Source organism: Deltaproteobacteria bacterium (assembly GCA_020848905.1).
Taxonomy (GTDB): Bacteria; Myxococcota_A; Polyangia.
In genome coordinates this window covers 84,466-98,807 of sequence record JADLHG010000082.1, presented here as the reverse complement: position 1 = coordinate 98,807, position 14,342 = coordinate 84,466, and the positions used below count along the sequence as shown (strand labels likewise).

Here is a 14,342-nt window from a genome sequence, read left to right as displayed (position 1 = left end):
GGGCTGCACGACGACGACGGCAGCGGCCTGATCGAGTCGGCGATCCTCCATGAGGAGGGCCTGCGGACGCACGGCACGGTCTGCGGGCCGTTTCGGCGCTCGGCGGTCAGGGGCGAGGAGTGGTCGAACATGCAGCGGTGGGAGGGGGCGGAATGACCGGCGCGCCGCTTCCGCGACACCTCGCGCGGACCAAGGTCCGCTGGTTTCCCCCGCGGAGCCTCGTCGGCTTCTGGGTTCGTGTCGGCGAGCGTGGGTTCAGCGCGACGTGGCACCGAGGGCAGCAGGTAGGCACGGTTCGGCGGCGGATCTGGTCACTGCACTGGTACCGGCTGCTTTCCGGGGAGAGTGAAGCATGATCAACGTCGGAGGCCTCTCGCCGTGGCGGCAGCAGGGGCGCCAGCAGGCGTCTCCGTGGTCGCGGTGGGGGAGCGTCGGCTTCGGGGTCGTGCGAAGCAGCGGGATCGGCCCGCGCCTTTGGGGAAAGGCCTGGGGCAGGAACCTGTCCCTCCTCGACCTGAACTCCTCGGCGCGGTCGGCGGTCGTCGCGTATATGCGCGGGGCCGTCAGCAACCCGAGGGTGCGCGCCCCGCGGGGTTGGGCAGGGTATTCGTCATGATCGTTCTCGGAATCGACCCCGACCTGCACCACACCGCGCTCGCGTGGGTGGTCGTCGAGCACCTCGGATCCCCGACCCCTCGGGTCAAGGTCGAGGAGATCAGGATCGTTCACGTCCCCGAGCCGAAGCAGGGCGGCCCGAAGGGGCAGGAGGCTGCTGTGGAGATGCTCCGCGAGCTTCGCTACCTCTGGTCGTCATACGACCGCGACCCCATGCACCCCTCCATGAGGTTCGTCAAGGTCGTGGCCGAGGGTCAGCAGGTCTACAAGCGCAAGCTGTCGGCGAAGAAGGGCCGCGCCGACGGGCGGGCCGAGGGCGGGGCCGGCAAGGTCGACCCTGCCCACCTCCTGCGCCTGGCGCTCGTCTCCGGCGCCGCCATGGCCGGCGCGCTGGACCGCATTCCGGCCGCCGAGGCCGTCGTCCCGCTGCCCGCCGAATGGAAGGGCACCGTCCCCAAGGACGTGTATCATGCCGACGTCTGTACGGCGTTGGGGTGGTCATGGGACGTCGGGGGAAGTCGACGGGAGCCGCGGATCGTTCCTCGGGGCGCGGGGGTCGTGCCGCTCCTCAACCAGCGCGGTCGGCCCGCTCCGTCGAGCGCGTGGATCCACGCGCTCGACGCGATCGGCCTCGCCCTGTGGGGGGTGAGCAGCGTGTGGCGAAGCGTGCTGGTGGACAGGCCGGGGCGCGGGAGCGTTCCGCGCCCGCCCGACCCCGACGGGCTGCTCTCCGCCGGACGGACCTGATCGCGCGCGGGACCGTCGTCAAGAACAGGTTCTCCCGCCGGGTCTTCGTGGTCGAGGGCCCCTACGACGGGAAGGGCTTCCGCAAGCGCATGATCGTGCTGCGGGCGACCTCGCCGATCGACAACGGCCTGGACGAGGAGGAGCACGACGCGGTGCTCGTGTCCGAGGAGGTTCTCCTCAAGGGCGACTGCTTCGTGCGAGTCGGTCGACTCGGCAAGGGGGAGAGCCCGCTCGACGGCGAGTGGCGACACCGACACCGAGCGTTCGTGAGCGTGGCGTTCGCGTTCGCCGTGGCGTGCGACTGACGTGCGACTGTGCGACTGACGTGCGACTGATTCAAGGAGGATCTTCATGGCGTTGACGAGTGAGAGCGTTCTGACGTGCGCGTGCCAAGACGTGGCGCGCTGCTACGTCGACTTCTTCCCCGAGGAGCGCACGACGATCGCGTGCGAGGCCTGCCGCGCGGCGCAGGCGTCGCCGCGCACCCCGGCGGAGAAGGCCCTGGCCGACGCCTACGGCAGCAAGGCCTACAGCGGCGTCCGCGACCCGGCCTCGATCCCGCCCTACGTGATCGGGCCGTTCACGCGGCCCGAGCCCGCGCCGTCGCTCGGCTTCTCGGAGGCCTGGTGGACGGTCGGCGAGATCGCGCCTGGGGTCTACGCGATCCCCCCGCGGTCTGAGCACTTCGACCGGTTCACGCACTTGGCCGGGCTCGGCCTGGCCGTCTACTGCTTCTCGTTCGACGACGCCGCGGAGCACGCGCGCGAGTCGGGCAAGCCGCTCTGCGACTGCCGGTGGTTCGGGCGCTGGCACGGCAACAAGGTGGTCTGGGACAGCGTGTCGTTCCTCCGCCACCCCACCCCCATGGACATGACGAGGCCCCCCGAGGCCGAGGAGGCGCGGTGAGCGCGACGACCGAGTATTTCTGCCAGGCCTGCGCCAACAAGAAGAACCAGAAGGTCGGCCTGGTCGAGATCGGCAAGGACACCGACAACGAGGGCTTCCTCGTGTCCAAGCTCATGTGCCCCGGGTGCGGGGTCACGGGCCAGGTCCGCGTGGTCGAGGCCCAGCCGCCGTGCGAGCGGTGCGGTCACCAGAAGCGCGCCTACGTTCGCGGCGGCGCGACGACCTACCGCCCCGGCATGGGCGCCCCGACCGACGGCAACGAGTTCCTCAAGATCATGAAGAGCCAGTCGATCCCCGGGGCTGGGTAGCCGAGGCGTGCGGTGTATACCGAGGCGATCTTCGCCGTCATGACGTCCGTCCTCGTGACGTGGCTCGTCCTCGTCGTCGTGCGCGCGCCCGTCGACCGGGACGACCTCGACGACTAGAGCAGCCGCCCGACCCGCGCGAGAAGCTCCTCGCGGTCCTCGATCGGCCGCCCGGGGTCGTGCGTGTCGGCCCCGGACCAGTTCTCGGCCTTGATCCGGAAGAACAGCGCCCGCGCGCGGTCGGCGACGACCGCGCGGGGCAGCACGCCAGAGAGGGACTCCAGGGCGGTCACGTCGGCCGTGAGATCGGCCGCCGGCGGCGCGCGACGGAGGCGGGCGGGGCCCGTCGGCCCCGTGGGGCGGTAGTTGTCGTCCTCGTCGGGTCCGAAGCGGAAGGCCTCGACGTCGCGCAACGTGATCCACATGGGGCACCCAGGGTCAGACCGAGGACGAAGCCGTCCAGAACGTCGAGGATCGCCTCGACGGTCTCAAGGGCCTCGTCGATCACCAGAAGGTCAGCGGCGCTCTTCAAGAAGATCCCCTTGACACGCCGAGGCTCTGGAATAGTATCCGGGCCGTTCCGCGGAACAAGACCTCACAGAGAACAAGGAGGGCCCATGGCCAAGCGCGTGTCGGATTCGGAGAAGGACAAGGTGCTCAAGCTCGCCGCGCGGAAGGGCGGCGTGACGAAGGCGCAGGTCGCCAAGGCCGTCGGCAGCGCCAACCGCGCCGCGTCGGTCTTGCGCGCTCTCATGCACAAGCTCTCGTGCGCCGCCCTCGGGGCGAAGGCCGGGAAGGCCTGCCGGACGCTCGTCTACTACGCGAAGTAGCCATGGGGGCCTGGGTCGGCTTCAGGACGAACAACACCGAGACGACCTGGCTTTCGTCGAACAGCACGTCGAACAGCACGGCGACAGACTCGATCGTCTACTACGCCGAGCACTCGGCCTGTAACTACACCGACGGCGGCGGGGCCTCGGCCCCGCCGCCTGACAAGCACGGCGCGCGACACCCGCGCGCCGTGGTCTTCCCGAAGAGGCGCGATCGAGCGCCAGGCGGCGCACGCCGCGCCGCCTTCTTCTCGCGCGGATCGTTCAGGGGGGCTCTGTGATCCTGGCCTTCGGTCACCAGTCGCGCGTCGGCAAGGACACCTGCGCCGCGCACGTCGTCGCGACCCTCGGGCCCGACGTCGCCGTGCGGCGAGCGTTCGCCGAGCCGCTGAAGCGGATCTCGTACGACCTCTTCCGCCGCTACGGCCTCATGACCGCCGACTTCTACGAGCGGCCCGAGAACGCGCGCCTGCGCGACGTGCCGCTGCCCGTGGTCGAGAAGTCCCCGGTCCAGCTTTGGATCGAGGTCGGCCAGAAGATGCGCGAGGTCTACCCAGGCGTGTGGCGCGACGCCGCGCTCGACGCTCCGAGGGGCGACCGCCTCCTCGTCCTGAGCGACCTGCGCTTCCAGAACGAGGCCGACGCCGTCCGCGACCGCGGCGGCTGGTGCGTCAAGGTCGTCCGCCCCGGCAACCCGGTGAAGGCCTCGGACGCCATGATCGATCCTGACTTCCGCTGGGACGCGGTGATCGAGAACACCGGGACCGTCGAGGAGCTTCAGGCCAAAGCCATGAACGTGGCGAAGGACTACCTTCGCCGGTGGTCGGGCCGGTTCAAGTGCGTGCGTAAGGAGGAGTCGTGAGCAAGGAGTCGAGGGAGAGGGAGCACGCGCGGCGCGGTGACGAGCCGCGGGTGATCGTTCCTGGGGGTCAGAAGCCCTCGCAGGCCGAGGTCGAGGCCGCCGAGGCCCTCAACGTGCCTGAGAGCCTCTGCCCGATCATGAGCACGACGGTGTTCCTGCCGAACCCGATCACGAACGCGATCGAGCTTCGGGGCGTGAACCGGCCGTGCAACCGGCAGTGCATGCTCTACGAGGCGGCGGTGGACCTCGGCAACGGCCCCGGCCGCGGGTCGTGCAAGCTCTCGACCGCGGCGCGCACGAGGGTCATGTAGGGTGACCCCGATCGTGGACGCGGCGACGCGCAACCTCCCGCCGTGCCCGCTGTGCCAGGCGCTCCAGGGCGACCCGTGTCGGACGCCCAACTGGGAGACGACGAAGCCGCACGCGGCGCGAGAGCGCGCCTACAAGCGGCGCGAGGAGGCGATCAGGGCGGCGACGGGCCGTCAGAGGGGGCTCGGGGAGTGAGGGCGGTCGACTACGTCGCGCGGATTCGTCGGGAGCTTTTGCAGCCCCCGCTCTTGTCGCAGGTCTACCCTGACGTGCCCAAGGCCATGGACGGCCCGTGCAAGCCGTCCGACGTCCTGATCAAGGTGTGCGGCGACCTCGCCGAGGAGGCGCGCCTCATGGCCCAGAAGCGCAAGGTCTCGACGGTCGACGGCCTCCTCGGGTGCTTCCGCGAGCAGGACCAGAAGTGGCGGGCCGTCGCGCGCCACTTCCCTGAGACGGCGCCCCCGGACTTCTTCAAGGTCTTCTTGAGGGAGGCGGCGCACGACAACCCGGCGATCGGCGTGGTCGCTGCTCAACTCTGCCTATAGGAGGTGTGTGTGGATCCGCATCAGCAGCGTGTCGTGTACGAGAAGGCGGACTTGGACGGCAAGCTCGGTCGTCTCAAGGAGTTCATCAACAACAGCCATCAGTATGCCGCGCTCGATGCCGCCGAGCAGGGTAGGCTGCGTCGCCAGTGCGCGATCATGGCCGACTACTCTGCGGTCCTGGGCGAGCGGATCGCCGCATTCTCGCAGGTGCTGTAGTCGTCGGCCGAGGTGGCGGAATGGCAGACGCAGGGGCCTCAAAAGCCCCCGCCCGCAAGGGCGTGCGGGTTCGACTCCCGCTCTCGGCATCAGGTGACCTTGACCCGTCGGTCCGGCGTGGTAGTCTCGGGGGCATGTCCAGCCAGCCATAAGGCCACCCCAGCCCCCCTCGTCCGCACGCACTACGTCGTGGTGCGGGCCGACCTCCCGCAGGGATTCCTCGCCGCGCAGATCGTCCACGCGGCTGGCGAGTCGAGCCCCGGGAACCTCCCCAACGGCACCCACGCCGTCGTCCTGGCCGTCCCCGACGAGCCCGCTCTCGCGGTCGTCGAGCGCGCTCTGGCCAAGGCCGGCGTCCCCCACGTCGCCGTGCGCGAGCCCGACCCTCCGTGGGACGGGGCGCTCACGGCGATCGGCGTCCGACCCGTCGAGGACCGCCGCCCCGTGCGGCGCGTCCTGGGGAGGCTGCCGCTCCTGTAGACCAGCAAGCTCGGGTAGCTCAAGAGCAGAGCGCGCAGGTTTAGGCCGCAAGGCCCGCTGCGAGACACGCGGTGCGACTCCCGTCCCGAGTATCCCGGCAGGTAGCTCAAGAGAAGAGCGCGTGGGCGGCCGAAAGGCCTCCTGCGAGACACGCGGTGCGACTCCCGTCCTGCCGAACGCTCCAGAAGCTCAACAGGTCGAGCACCCAGAGTATGGATCTGGGAGGAAGCGGGTTCGATCCCCGCCTGGAGCATCATCTAGTTGACAACCGACCCGACCATGGTAGGGTCGCGCTTCTCAAGGGGCCGGTACAGACTCGATCGGGAGGTGAGCGGGAAAGGTGCGCGCCGCGGTTGGTCGGAGCCGCGTAAAAAGCCGATCACAACCCTAGATGCCGTGACCAACGACATCCCCGAGGGCTTGTCGATGGAGGACGCCAACGTCCTCGTCGGTGAGACCCTCGTGACCGCGTAGCGCAAGCTCCCCGGTCGTGCCCTGCGGATCCCAGCGCCTCGTGGGTGAAGTAGGGTAGGTCGCAAGCAGAGGCTGGCCCTCCCGCGTGCCCGCGCGCGGAGGGGCGAGACGCCAGCGGGCTGGACGGAGGAGGGGTGCTGGGCGCCCGAGTCCGTCGAGATCAACAGACCAGCTACGCGCGTAGTGCCTCACCAACCGCCTCTTCGACACCCGGGTGCGACTCCCGGCGGCTCCATTGCGTGTTGCAGCACGAGCGGGTTCGGGGGGTCCGAGCCCGCTCGCGTTGTTCTAGGAGGCCTTCATGGGCAGGTTCTCCCCCAACCCGAGCAAGAGTCATCGCGTGCGGAGACTCGGCAGCGACCACTACCGGATCTCGTGGGTCGTCGACCGCTACTACCGGGGCTCGCGGCTGAGACACCCGACCCTCTACTCGCGCGACACCGACCTGGCGGGCGCCAGGCGCTTCGCGAAGCGGTGGAAGCTCGACCTCCCCGTCGACCCGCCGGCGTCCTCGTGAGCGACTTCGCCGCCCGCCGCGCGCAGCGCGCGGCGACGCTCGGGAACGATCCGCAGGACCGCGCCAGGTGGCTCGGGGAGCGCATGCGCGCGGGCCTCACGACCCGCGACCAGTACAAGGCGCTCCTCCTCGTGGGCGACGAGGGCGCCGAGGTGCTGGCCCAGGCCGACCCGGAGGACTACGACGCGCGGGCGCTCGTGGGCGCCGTCGGAAGGAACCTCGGTGGCGCCTTGCATGCCCTGATGGAGATCCCCGGCGTCCTGCCGCGCGTTGCGCTCTCGGCCGCGCGCTCGCGGCTGAAGGTCGAGGAGGCCAAGGCCGCCAGGATCCGTGGGAGCCTGAAGCGCGTCACCGCCGTGCAGCGCCTGCGAACGATCTCCGGCGTGATCATGGCCTTTGAGCACGGCGCGGTCACGGTGGCCTTCGACGACTTCGACTTCGCCCCCGGCGAGCGGTGGATCTCGTCGGTCGTCCACGGCTTCGCGGCCGAGGGCCGCGACCAGGGGCACTTCTTCCGCGAAGCCATTCAGGAGGCCATGTCCGGCCGCGGGGCCTCGGCCGTGCCGCTCGACCGCGCGTTCGCCGACGCGAAGCGGGCCCTCGTGGCGTGGGCCTACGGCACGGGCACGTAGCCCTGGGTCATGAGCGCCACGAGGGGCGGGCGCGCTGCGGCCTTGAGGTCGCGGTTGGCCTGGGCCACCTCCGCGGGGGAGGGGTAGTAGTTCACGTCCGTCACGAGACGCCGGACGCGGTCCCAGAGGCGCACCACCCGCGGCGCGTTGGCGTCAAGGAGTACTGAGGCCAAGGTCGTAGAGGTCTCGATCGCGCGCCAGAAGCTGGCGTTGCCCTCACGGCGGACCAAGGCGTCGTAGTCCCGCGAGACGCGGTCTCCGACCCTGAAGAGGTTGTGCTGCTCGGAGACCAGCGGTGGCCGGCCGAGGATGCGACCGGCGATCCCGCCGAACATGGGCGCCCCGCGTTCGACGTCGCCCGCGCGCAGGCGCTCGACGTCGAGGACGATCTGCCGCTCCGCGGTCCGGACGACCTCCCAGGCAGCGACAGCGGCGGTCATCTCATGCCCGCGGGGGACGTGAAGATCCTCGGCCCACGTCAGGATGTACCGCACGAGTTCGGTCGATAGAGCGACCATGCCGATCGAACCGAAGGAGAACGTCAGAAGATCGTGCGTCAGCTTCGACGGCACCTTGGCGCGAGGTGTCTCGTCGCGGTAGAGCGGGGCGGCCTCTCGGACCGCCTCGGCGAGCACCTTCGCCGCGTCCTTGTCCCCGAGGAAGGCCAGCCCCTGGAGCGCGGCGCGGAAGCCATACGTCGAGTCGACCTGATCGGGGTGTACGTTGACCCCCGGGCCGAACACGCCGGCCCTGAAGGCCTCCCAGTAGAGGCGCTGGCGCGCCTCGGAGTCGCCCATGCTGGCCGCCCGCTGAAGGGTGCGGATCCGCGCGTCCACGGCTAGCCCCAGAGCCCAGCGGTCGACCAGCCCCGCTTGATCTCCTCGACCTCGGCCACCGTGGGCACGAAGCCCGCCGCGCGCCGGACGCGGGACGAGATCGTCTGGTAGAGCTTCTCCTTCGCGGCGGCGCGGTCGTAGCTGCTGACCGCGACGTCGACCGACGTGCGGAGGAGGTCGGCCTCCTCCTCGGTCGAGTAGCCCTGGCTCATGAGGTCGACGGCCGCCTGGCGCTCCGCGGCCGACGGCGCCCGCTTGCGCTTCTGGCGCACGCCCTCGACGTCCTTGAGCTTGTTGTCGGCCACGATCTGCCGGGCGTGACGGAAGCCGTCGGCCAGCCGAGCGATGTTGTAGGTCAGCGCCGCCGCGAAGTCCTCGTTGTGCTCCTTGTAGGCGCAGTTGTCGACGACGTGCGTGCATTCATGCACCACGGCCGCGAAGAGCCACTTCAGGTCGGCGTCCTTGGTGGGCGACCAGACCTCGATCGACGCGCCGCTCGTCAGGTGCTTGAAGTTCTTGGCCGGGTTGAGCAGCAGCCACCCGGACTTCGGACCGAAGAGATTCGGGGCCTGCGCGACGCTCGCGCCGGGCAGGAAGGCCGCCCCCTTGTCCTCGCTGAAGATGAAGCCGACGCCGTAGCCGCCGTCGGGGAAGCTGTTGAGGCGCGAGAGGGCGTAGCGGCACAACTCGCTCCAGACCTTCGCAAGGCGCGCGATCTGCGGCGTCATGGACTCAGGCAAGAACTTCTTGAGCTTGCCGGCCCCGCGAGAGGTCGCGAGGTCGTCGACCTCGTTGATCACGATGAAGGGCTGGCGCCAGACGAGGTTCTTGGCGGTCGCCTCCAACGTCGACTGCCCAGCCCCCGCGACGGCCTCAAGGATCGTCTTCGCGGTGCCGCCCGACGGAAGGCCGCCGCCCGAGGTCTTCGCGGTCGACTCGCGCTCGGCCTCCTCGCGGTAGGCGTCGACCTCGGTGCTGATCGTCTGGATCACCTCGGTGGTGATCGTTCGGGAGCCGCTGTTGATCGGCCCGATCTGCTCGATCAGGCGCGCCGCCTTCAACTCGCTCCGGTAGCGAAGGGCAGGATCGCCCTCATAGACCTTCGTGAAGTGCCCCTTCTTGCGGCTCAAGGCGCTCCGCGTGTCGGCGGCAAGGCGGGAGATGAGGTTGTCCACGGAGCGCGCCAGGCCCTCATGGCGGAACCCGTCGCGGTTGGACGTGAGAACCTGCACGGACGGCGCGGTGATCTCGCAGATCACCTGACGCCCGGGAATGTCATTGGTATACCGCTCAAACATATAGATCCCGTTGACGCGCACGATCATCGTGTACCCGGTGCCGGCGATCTTGGGGGCGTAGACCTGGGCGAGGGCGAAGTCCTCCACGAGGTCCGAAGCCCTCAGATTGGCCGAGACCCGCTCGCCGTTGACCGTGATCCCCACCCGCGGGAGGTAGCACTTGCCCAGGAAGGCGCGCGCCGGACCGGCGTGGGTGTGGGTGTCCTTGGGCATGACGACCTCGACCAGCGTGCCCGTCCGCGCAGGGCGGTCGTGAACGATCCGGTAGTCGTCGGCGGTGCCGACGGCGAGCGACGTGCGGGTGTAGACCTTCCACGAGATCCACGGGAAGAGGAGGAGGCGCTTGGCCTCGCCGAACCCACCGGTCGTGCCCGACGTCGGGTCGGTCTTCGACGTCCCGGCCATGTCCAAGAACTTGGTGGTGAGCGTCTCGGGGGACATGCCGCTCCCGTCGTCGTCGCACGACACGGTCCACGTACCGTCGGCGTTCTCGACGGCTCGGAGCGCGATGTTGCGCGCGCCGGCGTCCACGGCATTCTGAACCGCCTCGCGCCACCACCCCTGCGGCCAGTCTCGATAGTCGCGCAGGGGCTTCGCGAAGAAGTCCGGACCGATCGTGACTCGCCGCCGCTCGCCCTCACCCGGCGCGAGGTCCGGGTTCTGCCGGCGCGCGCCGCGGGCGGCGTCGCCGACGAGGACCGTGATCACCTTCCGCCCGTCGGGCGCGAACCGCTCGCCCACGAGGCGCGTCGCTCCCGCGACGGTCGAGGCCATGAGGAAGTCGTAGCCGGACGTGCCGGACACGCCGACGTAGACGCCGGGGGTCAGGGGGCCCGTCGGGGCGTTGAGCAGGGTCGCGGTCGTCGCGGACGTCTTGCGGGTCACCGGGCCTCCTTGATCACGGTCGCCGGGCACGAGTTCTTCGGCGTCGCCTTGAGCCCCTTGCGGGCCGAGCGCACCGAGGGGCGCTGGGGCTTCGTCGTGCGCGCACGGGGGTGCAGCCGCTCCCCCGTGCGCTCGTAGTGACGCCACTCGCGCATGCCGCGCTCGTAGGTGGCCTGGGCCTGCTCCTTGAGCCGCGCCGTCTCGCGGGGGTCGGCGGGCGCGTCGAGGTCGAGCGGGATCGCGTCGGCCTGCTGGCCGACGGCGCGATCGTTCCCGAGGACGACGAGGTCGACGGACGCGCACGGGGGCACCTGGGTGGCCGCGAGGACGACCGCCAGGTCGTCGTTGGGCCTCCCGCGGAACCGCGGGTGGGCGATCCCCGAGACGCCCTGGACGAGGTGCGGCAGAAGCTGCGAGGCGCCCGACCACGCGACGCGCCAGGTGCCGGCCACGTCGGTCCCGTGGGGGTGGTGGAGGACGTGAGTCGGGTCGAACCCGACGAAGACCTCGCGCCCGTCCACGAGCGTCCTATGGCGCGCGGCGCCGGACCCGCCCTTCGCGGCGGCCTTCAAGCCGCGGTTGTTGAACACGTTCAGGTCATGGCAGCCGAGCACGAGCACGCGGTCGCCGTTGCCGGGCTCCCAGAGGTGCGCTCGCCAGTCGACCTCGCGGACCAGGGTGTTCTCCTGATCCGCCGTCGGGTAGGTCTTCGCGGTCAGGTGCGCGATCCGGCGCGAGTCGAGGTCGGCCACGACGACCAACTCGACGTGCTCGGGGCTGTTCGGGTCGCGGACGTCGAGGCCGAAGGAGAAGAAGCGCGCCTGCCCGCGCGGCGCCGCCCTGAGGAGATCCTCGACCACCCCCTCGGCGATCTGCCGGAAGCGGCCGATCTCCCCCACACGGGACGCCCACCCCGCCGGAACGCCGCGCAGGGACGCGGAGACGGTCAGGAAGCCGCCGGGAGCCACGAGGTAGGTGACGCCCACCGGGAGCCCCTCCAGGGCCGCCCGGAGCCACGCGGCGCCCTGCTCGACCGAGCGCGCCGACCAGCCCTCGACCACGAGGCGCCCGATCGTCCCCGCGGCCTGCACCGGCGGGCTCGTCGGGGGGTTCCACACGAAGTCGTCCCCGCGCGCCTCGACGCGCGCGTCGTCCCGCGCCACGGCGCGCCACACGCCCGTGGCCGCGCGGCTGCGCTGGAAGCCCTGCGACCTGAGCGGCAGCCCGCGACGGAGAGCCTCCTCATGCGCCGCCTCGTAGAGGCGCCGCCCGATCCCCTGCTTGCGCGAAGCCTCCTCGACCTCGGCCGAGACCACGTCGAACGTGCGGTAGCTCCGCACGGCCGCGACGTGGCCGACCGCGCGCCGACCGACGTAGCCGCGCACGACGAAGCCGTGCTCGCCGCGGTCGAGGATCCTGACCCGGAGCTTGGTCCGGGTGGCGGGGTTCATGACGTACCCCTCGTCGTCCTCCCTGGCCTTGCCGGATCGGATCATGGACTTCCACAGCTTGGCCGCGTAGTCGCTCATGGTGCCGCTGTGCAGTTGCGACCCGCGCTTCTTGGCCTCCTCGGCCGCGCGGAGGTAGAGCGCCGTGCCGATCCCCTGGCGTCGAACGCTCTCGTCGACCTCGGCCACCGCGACGAACAGTTCGGCGCCGGGGGCGGTCGATCGCCGGTCGATCAGAAGCTCGCCCACGACCTTGCCGTCGAGGGTCGCGACCACGTCGAACGCGGAGTAGGGCGTCCGATCCCGAGACGGCACGACATCGATGCGGACCCCGGCCGGCGGGTTCAGCGACGTCGCCGGACAAGAAAGCGCGTAGCGGAACATGGGCTTGCCGGCGACCTTCTCGCGGTGCCTGGTGGCGCGGCCCTTCGCCCGCTGCTTCTCCCAGAAGCCGCGCGAGCCCTCCTTGAGCGTCACGTCCGAGGCGAGTACCCGCCCGCGCTCGCAGGCGAGGCGCTGCGCGGCCTCGTAGAGCTTCGTGGCGATCCCCATGCCGCGGAACTCGGGCTCGACGCCGATCCAGAAGATCGACGCCGCGGGGACGCCCTTGATCTTCACGTTCCCGAAGTTGACGAACATCTCGCCGACGGGCGTGCCGTCGCGGAGCGTGGCGAAGAACTTGACCTCGCCCCGGCCGCCGGTGAACTTCCGCTCCTTGGTCGTGATCACGAGGGGCGGGGCCTTGGCGGCGACGATGGGGTTCCAGAGGGCCACCTAGCCGCCCTCCGTCATGCGCGCCGTCCAGTCGCTAGGCGTCATGCGGCGCATGATCTCCTCGGCCGACGCGGACGCGAGGCGGCTGCGCTCGGAGAGGCCCGGCACGTCGTGCCAGTAGGCGTTGCTGGTGCCCAGCGCCTCGTAGCCCGCGAAGTCCTCGATCACGAGCACGCGGTCGGTCAGGAACCCGGTCGCGCTCGGGTAGGGCGCCCAGGCCTGCCGGACGCTCGACTGGATCCCGTTCGTCGCCGAACGCAACGCGGCGGTCTTGCTGTCGGCCTCCCAGCCGTTCTCATACTTCGTCGGGTAGTAGACCTTCCAGCCCCACTTCGTGACCCTGGACTTCTTGGGCTTCTTCTCGACGAGGTTCGGAAGCCCGATCACGCGGCGAAAGGGAGGCCAGCGCAGTCCCGAGACGCGCAGCGGCTTGAGAACGATCACGGCGAGGCCGGCGTTGTGCGAGCCGTGCGGGGACCGCCGGGCGACCTCCTCCACGAGCCGCCACGCGGCCTGCGCGTCGCCGCCCATGGCGGCGCGCTCCAGGGCGCGCCTCTCGGCGTCCCAGCCGCGCGCGTCGCCGGGCGGGTTCTGGAGCGGCGTCGTCCACTCCGCGCGCGTGATCGGCTTGGCCGCCTTCTTGAGCATGAGCCGCGCGGCAGCGTCGACCGTCGACTCGCGCTCAAGGTAGGTGTGGATCCTGTAGTCCTTCTCCCAGCGCCCGCGCCCGCCGATCTCCCACGTCACCGTCTTCTTGTTGAAGACGATCCGGCGCTGGGCGTCGGGCGAGATCCACACGCGAATGTTGAACGCGACCTGGCTCGGCTGGCGGTCCGGGTGCCACCCGCGGCGCTTCAACTCGTGCATGATCGCCGCCTCGGCCTGGGCGGTCGTCATGCGGGCCTTGCCATTCCAGCCGGCGCCACGGGCCCCGTCGGCCATGACCTTGAACTCGGGGTGCTCGGGCGTCGGATCGAGGCCAGCGCGCTCGCGCTCGACCTTGAGGCGCTCCAGGGCGGCGTCGTCCCCTCCCTGCCAGGCGCGGAAGGCGTCCTTGATCGCGTCGTCCCGGCCGGGGTTCCTGGCCGACTCCTCGCCGCCGCGCGCCTCCATGAACGCGCGCCCCTCCTTCGTCGGGCGGTAGTAGTAGACGGGCTTGCCGTCGAACTGCTTCTGGATCCGCTCGATCATGAGCGAGTTGATCCCGCGGCGACGGAACTTCGGGTCGACGACCATGTGGCTGACGATCAAGCGGTCGGGGAGCACCCGGAACATGAGCCCTCCGAGGAGGTGCTTCTTCCGCAGGGGGTGCTTCATGAACAGGTCGAGCGAGCCCCGGCCGATCCCGACGCGGTCGAGGAAGACCGGGAAGTCGCCCTCCGGGCTCGTGGCCGCGCGACGCATGGCCTCCGCGCTGGCCTTGGACTTCGCCAGCCAGAGCATGTAGCGGCCCTCACCCCAGAAGAACGGCACGAGCGGGCCGATCGTCATGGGGACGGCGTCGAGCCGCGCCCTCGGCTTCGCCTTCGCCGCCTTCGCCCTGGCCATGCCCCCTCCGTCGGGAACGATCCCGACGCCATGATACCGCCCCAACCGCCGCCCCAAACCGCCCTCAAAAGGCCGCGTCGGCGCCGCTTAGACAGCGGGCGCACACGCGCCCCGA

Annotated in this window: 19 protein-coding genes and 2 tRNA genes; 16 read left to right on the top strand and 5 right to left on the bottom strand. The window is 70.5% G+C overall.

All coding sequences use genetic code 11. From position 1 onward, the window contains the following. The first annotated feature begins 612 nt into the window (after positions 1–612). Genes IT371_30870 through IT371_30855 form a run of 4 tightly spaced genes read left to right on the top strand, consistent with a single transcriptional unit; the run spans position 613 to position 2,576 of the window. Positions 613–1,362, top strand: coding sequence for a hypothetical protein (locus IT371_30870; protein MCC6752094.1), 750 nt, complete (start codon positions 613–615; stop codon positions 1,360–1,362). Between the two features lie 47 nt (positions 1,363–1,409). Beyond that, complete coding sequence (locus IT371_30865) at positions 1,410–1,667, top strand: hypothetical protein (protein ID MCC6752093.1); 258 nt, start codon at positions 1,410–1,412, stop codon at positions 1,665–1,667. A gap of 46 nt (positions 1,668–1,713) precedes the next feature. Next, positions 1,714–2,268, top strand: a complete 555-nt coding sequence (locus IT371_30860) for a hypothetical protein (GenBank protein ID MCC6752092.1) — start codon at positions 1,714–1,716, stop codon at positions 2,266–2,268. Beyond that, complete coding sequence (locus tag IT371_30855; GenBank protein ID MCC6752091.1) at positions 2,265–2,576, top strand: hypothetical protein; 312 nt, start codon at positions 2,265–2,267, stop codon at positions 2,574–2,576. The genes IT371_30860 and IT371_30855 overlap by 4 nt, the downstream gene beginning before the upstream one ends. A 113-nt stretch (positions 2,577–2,689) precedes the next feature. On the opposite strand, the gene IT371_30850 is transcribed toward IT371_30855, so the two are convergent. Next, positions 2,690–2,998 carry a hypothetical protein gene (locus tag IT371_30850; protein ID MCC6752090.1) on the bottom strand — a complete coding sequence of 103 codons (309 nt, stop codon included), beginning with the start codon at positions 2,996–2,998 and terminating at the stop codon, positions 2,690–2,692. A gap of 192 nt (positions 2,999–3,190) precedes the next feature. On the opposite strand from IT371_30850, the gene IT371_30845 reads away from it, so the two are divergent. The 12 genes from IT371_30845 (at position 3,191) to IT371_30790 (ending at position 7,438) form a co-directional block, all read left to right on the top strand. Continuing rightward, the gene (locus IT371_30845; protein ID MCC6752089.1) at positions 3,191–3,403 is read left to right on the top strand and encodes a hypothetical protein; all 213 of its coding nucleotides are present in this window, start codon (positions 3,191–3,193) and stop codon (positions 3,401–3,403) included. Between the two features lie 2 nt (positions 3,404–3,405). Beyond that, positions 3,406–3,684 (top strand): hypothetical protein, encoded by a 279-nt coding sequence (locus IT371_30840; GenBank protein MCC6752088.1) that lies wholly within the window; start codon positions 3,406–3,408, stop codon positions 3,682–3,684. Beyond that, positions 3,681–4,265: a hypothetical protein gene (locus IT371_30835; protein ID MCC6752087.1), complete on the top strand. Its 585-nt coding sequence runs from the start codon at positions 3,681–3,683 to the stop codon at positions 4,263–4,265. Before IT371_30840 ends, IT371_30835 begins: the two co-directional genes overlap by 4 nt. Further along, entirely contained in the window at positions 4,262–4,576 is a 315-nt protein-coding gene (locus IT371_30830; GenBank protein MCC6752086.1) for a hypothetical protein, read from the top strand. The genes IT371_30835 and IT371_30830 overlap by 4 nt, the downstream gene beginning before the upstream one ends. A gap of 1 nt (position 4,577) precedes the next feature. Then, entirely contained in the window at positions 4,578–4,769 is a 192-nt protein-coding gene (locus IT371_30825) for a hypothetical protein (GenBank protein ID MCC6752085.1), read from the top strand. Then, entirely contained in the window at positions 4,766–5,119 is a 354-nt protein-coding gene (locus IT371_30820) for a hypothetical protein (GenBank protein MCC6752084.1), read from the top strand. Before IT371_30825 ends, IT371_30820 begins: the two co-directional genes overlap by 4 nt. Positions 5,120–5,128: 9 nt before the next feature. Next, positions 5,129–5,335, top strand: a complete 207-nt coding sequence (locus IT371_30815; protein ID MCC6752083.1) for a hypothetical protein — start codon at positions 5,129–5,131, stop codon at positions 5,333–5,335. Positions 5,336–5,341: 6 nt separating this feature from the next. Continuing rightward, positions 5,342–5,424: transfer RNA gene (locus IT371_30810), tRNA-Leu, on the top strand. A gap of 10 nt (positions 5,425–5,434) precedes the next feature. After that, on the top strand, positions 5,435–5,815 hold the full coding sequence (locus IT371_30805; protein ID MCC6752082.1) for a hypothetical protein: 381 nt from the start codon (positions 5,435–5,437) through the stop codon (positions 5,813–5,815). Positions 5,816–5,993: 178 nt separating this feature from the next. Then, positions 5,994–6,068, top strand: a tRNA-His gene (locus tag IT371_30800). A gap of 522 nt (positions 6,069–6,590) precedes the next feature. Then, positions 6,591–6,806, top strand: a complete 216-nt coding sequence (locus IT371_30795) for a hypothetical protein (GenBank protein ID MCC6752081.1) — start codon at positions 6,591–6,593, stop codon at positions 6,804–6,806. Further along, complete coding sequence (locus IT371_30790; protein ID MCC6752080.1) at positions 6,803–7,438, top strand: hypothetical protein; 636 nt, start codon at positions 6,803–6,805, stop codon at positions 7,436–7,438. Before IT371_30795 ends, IT371_30790 begins: the two co-directional genes overlap by 4 nt. Here IT371_30790 and IT371_30785 read toward each other — a convergent pair. The 4 genes from IT371_30785 to IT371_30770 are packed head-to-tail and all read right to left on the bottom strand — an operon-like array spanning position 7,420 to position 14,227. Continuing rightward, positions 7,420–8,274 carry a hypothetical protein gene (locus IT371_30785; GenBank protein ID MCC6752079.1) on the bottom strand — a complete coding sequence of 285 codons (855 nt, stop codon included), beginning with the start codon at positions 8,272–8,274 and terminating at the stop codon, positions 7,420–7,422. The genes IT371_30790 and IT371_30785 overlap by 19 nt on opposite strands. 2 nt (positions 8,275–8,276) lie before the next feature. Next, positions 8,277–10,457 (bottom strand): ATP-binding protein, encoded by a 2,181-nt coding sequence (locus IT371_30780; protein ID MCC6752078.1) that lies wholly within the window; start codon positions 10,455–10,457, stop codon positions 8,277–8,279. Then, positions 10,454–12,679, bottom strand: a complete 2,226-nt coding sequence (locus tag IT371_30775) for a GNAT family N-acetyltransferase (GenBank protein MCC6752077.1) — start codon at positions 12,677–12,679, stop codon at positions 10,454–10,456. The genes IT371_30780 and IT371_30775 overlap by 4 nt, the downstream gene beginning before the upstream one ends. Further along, the gene (locus IT371_30770) at positions 12,680–14,227 is read right to left on the bottom strand and encodes a hypothetical protein (protein ID MCC6752076.1); all 1,548 of its coding nucleotides are present in this window, start codon (positions 14,225–14,227) and stop codon (positions 12,680–12,682) included. Positions 14,228–14,342 lie beyond the last annotated feature (115 nt).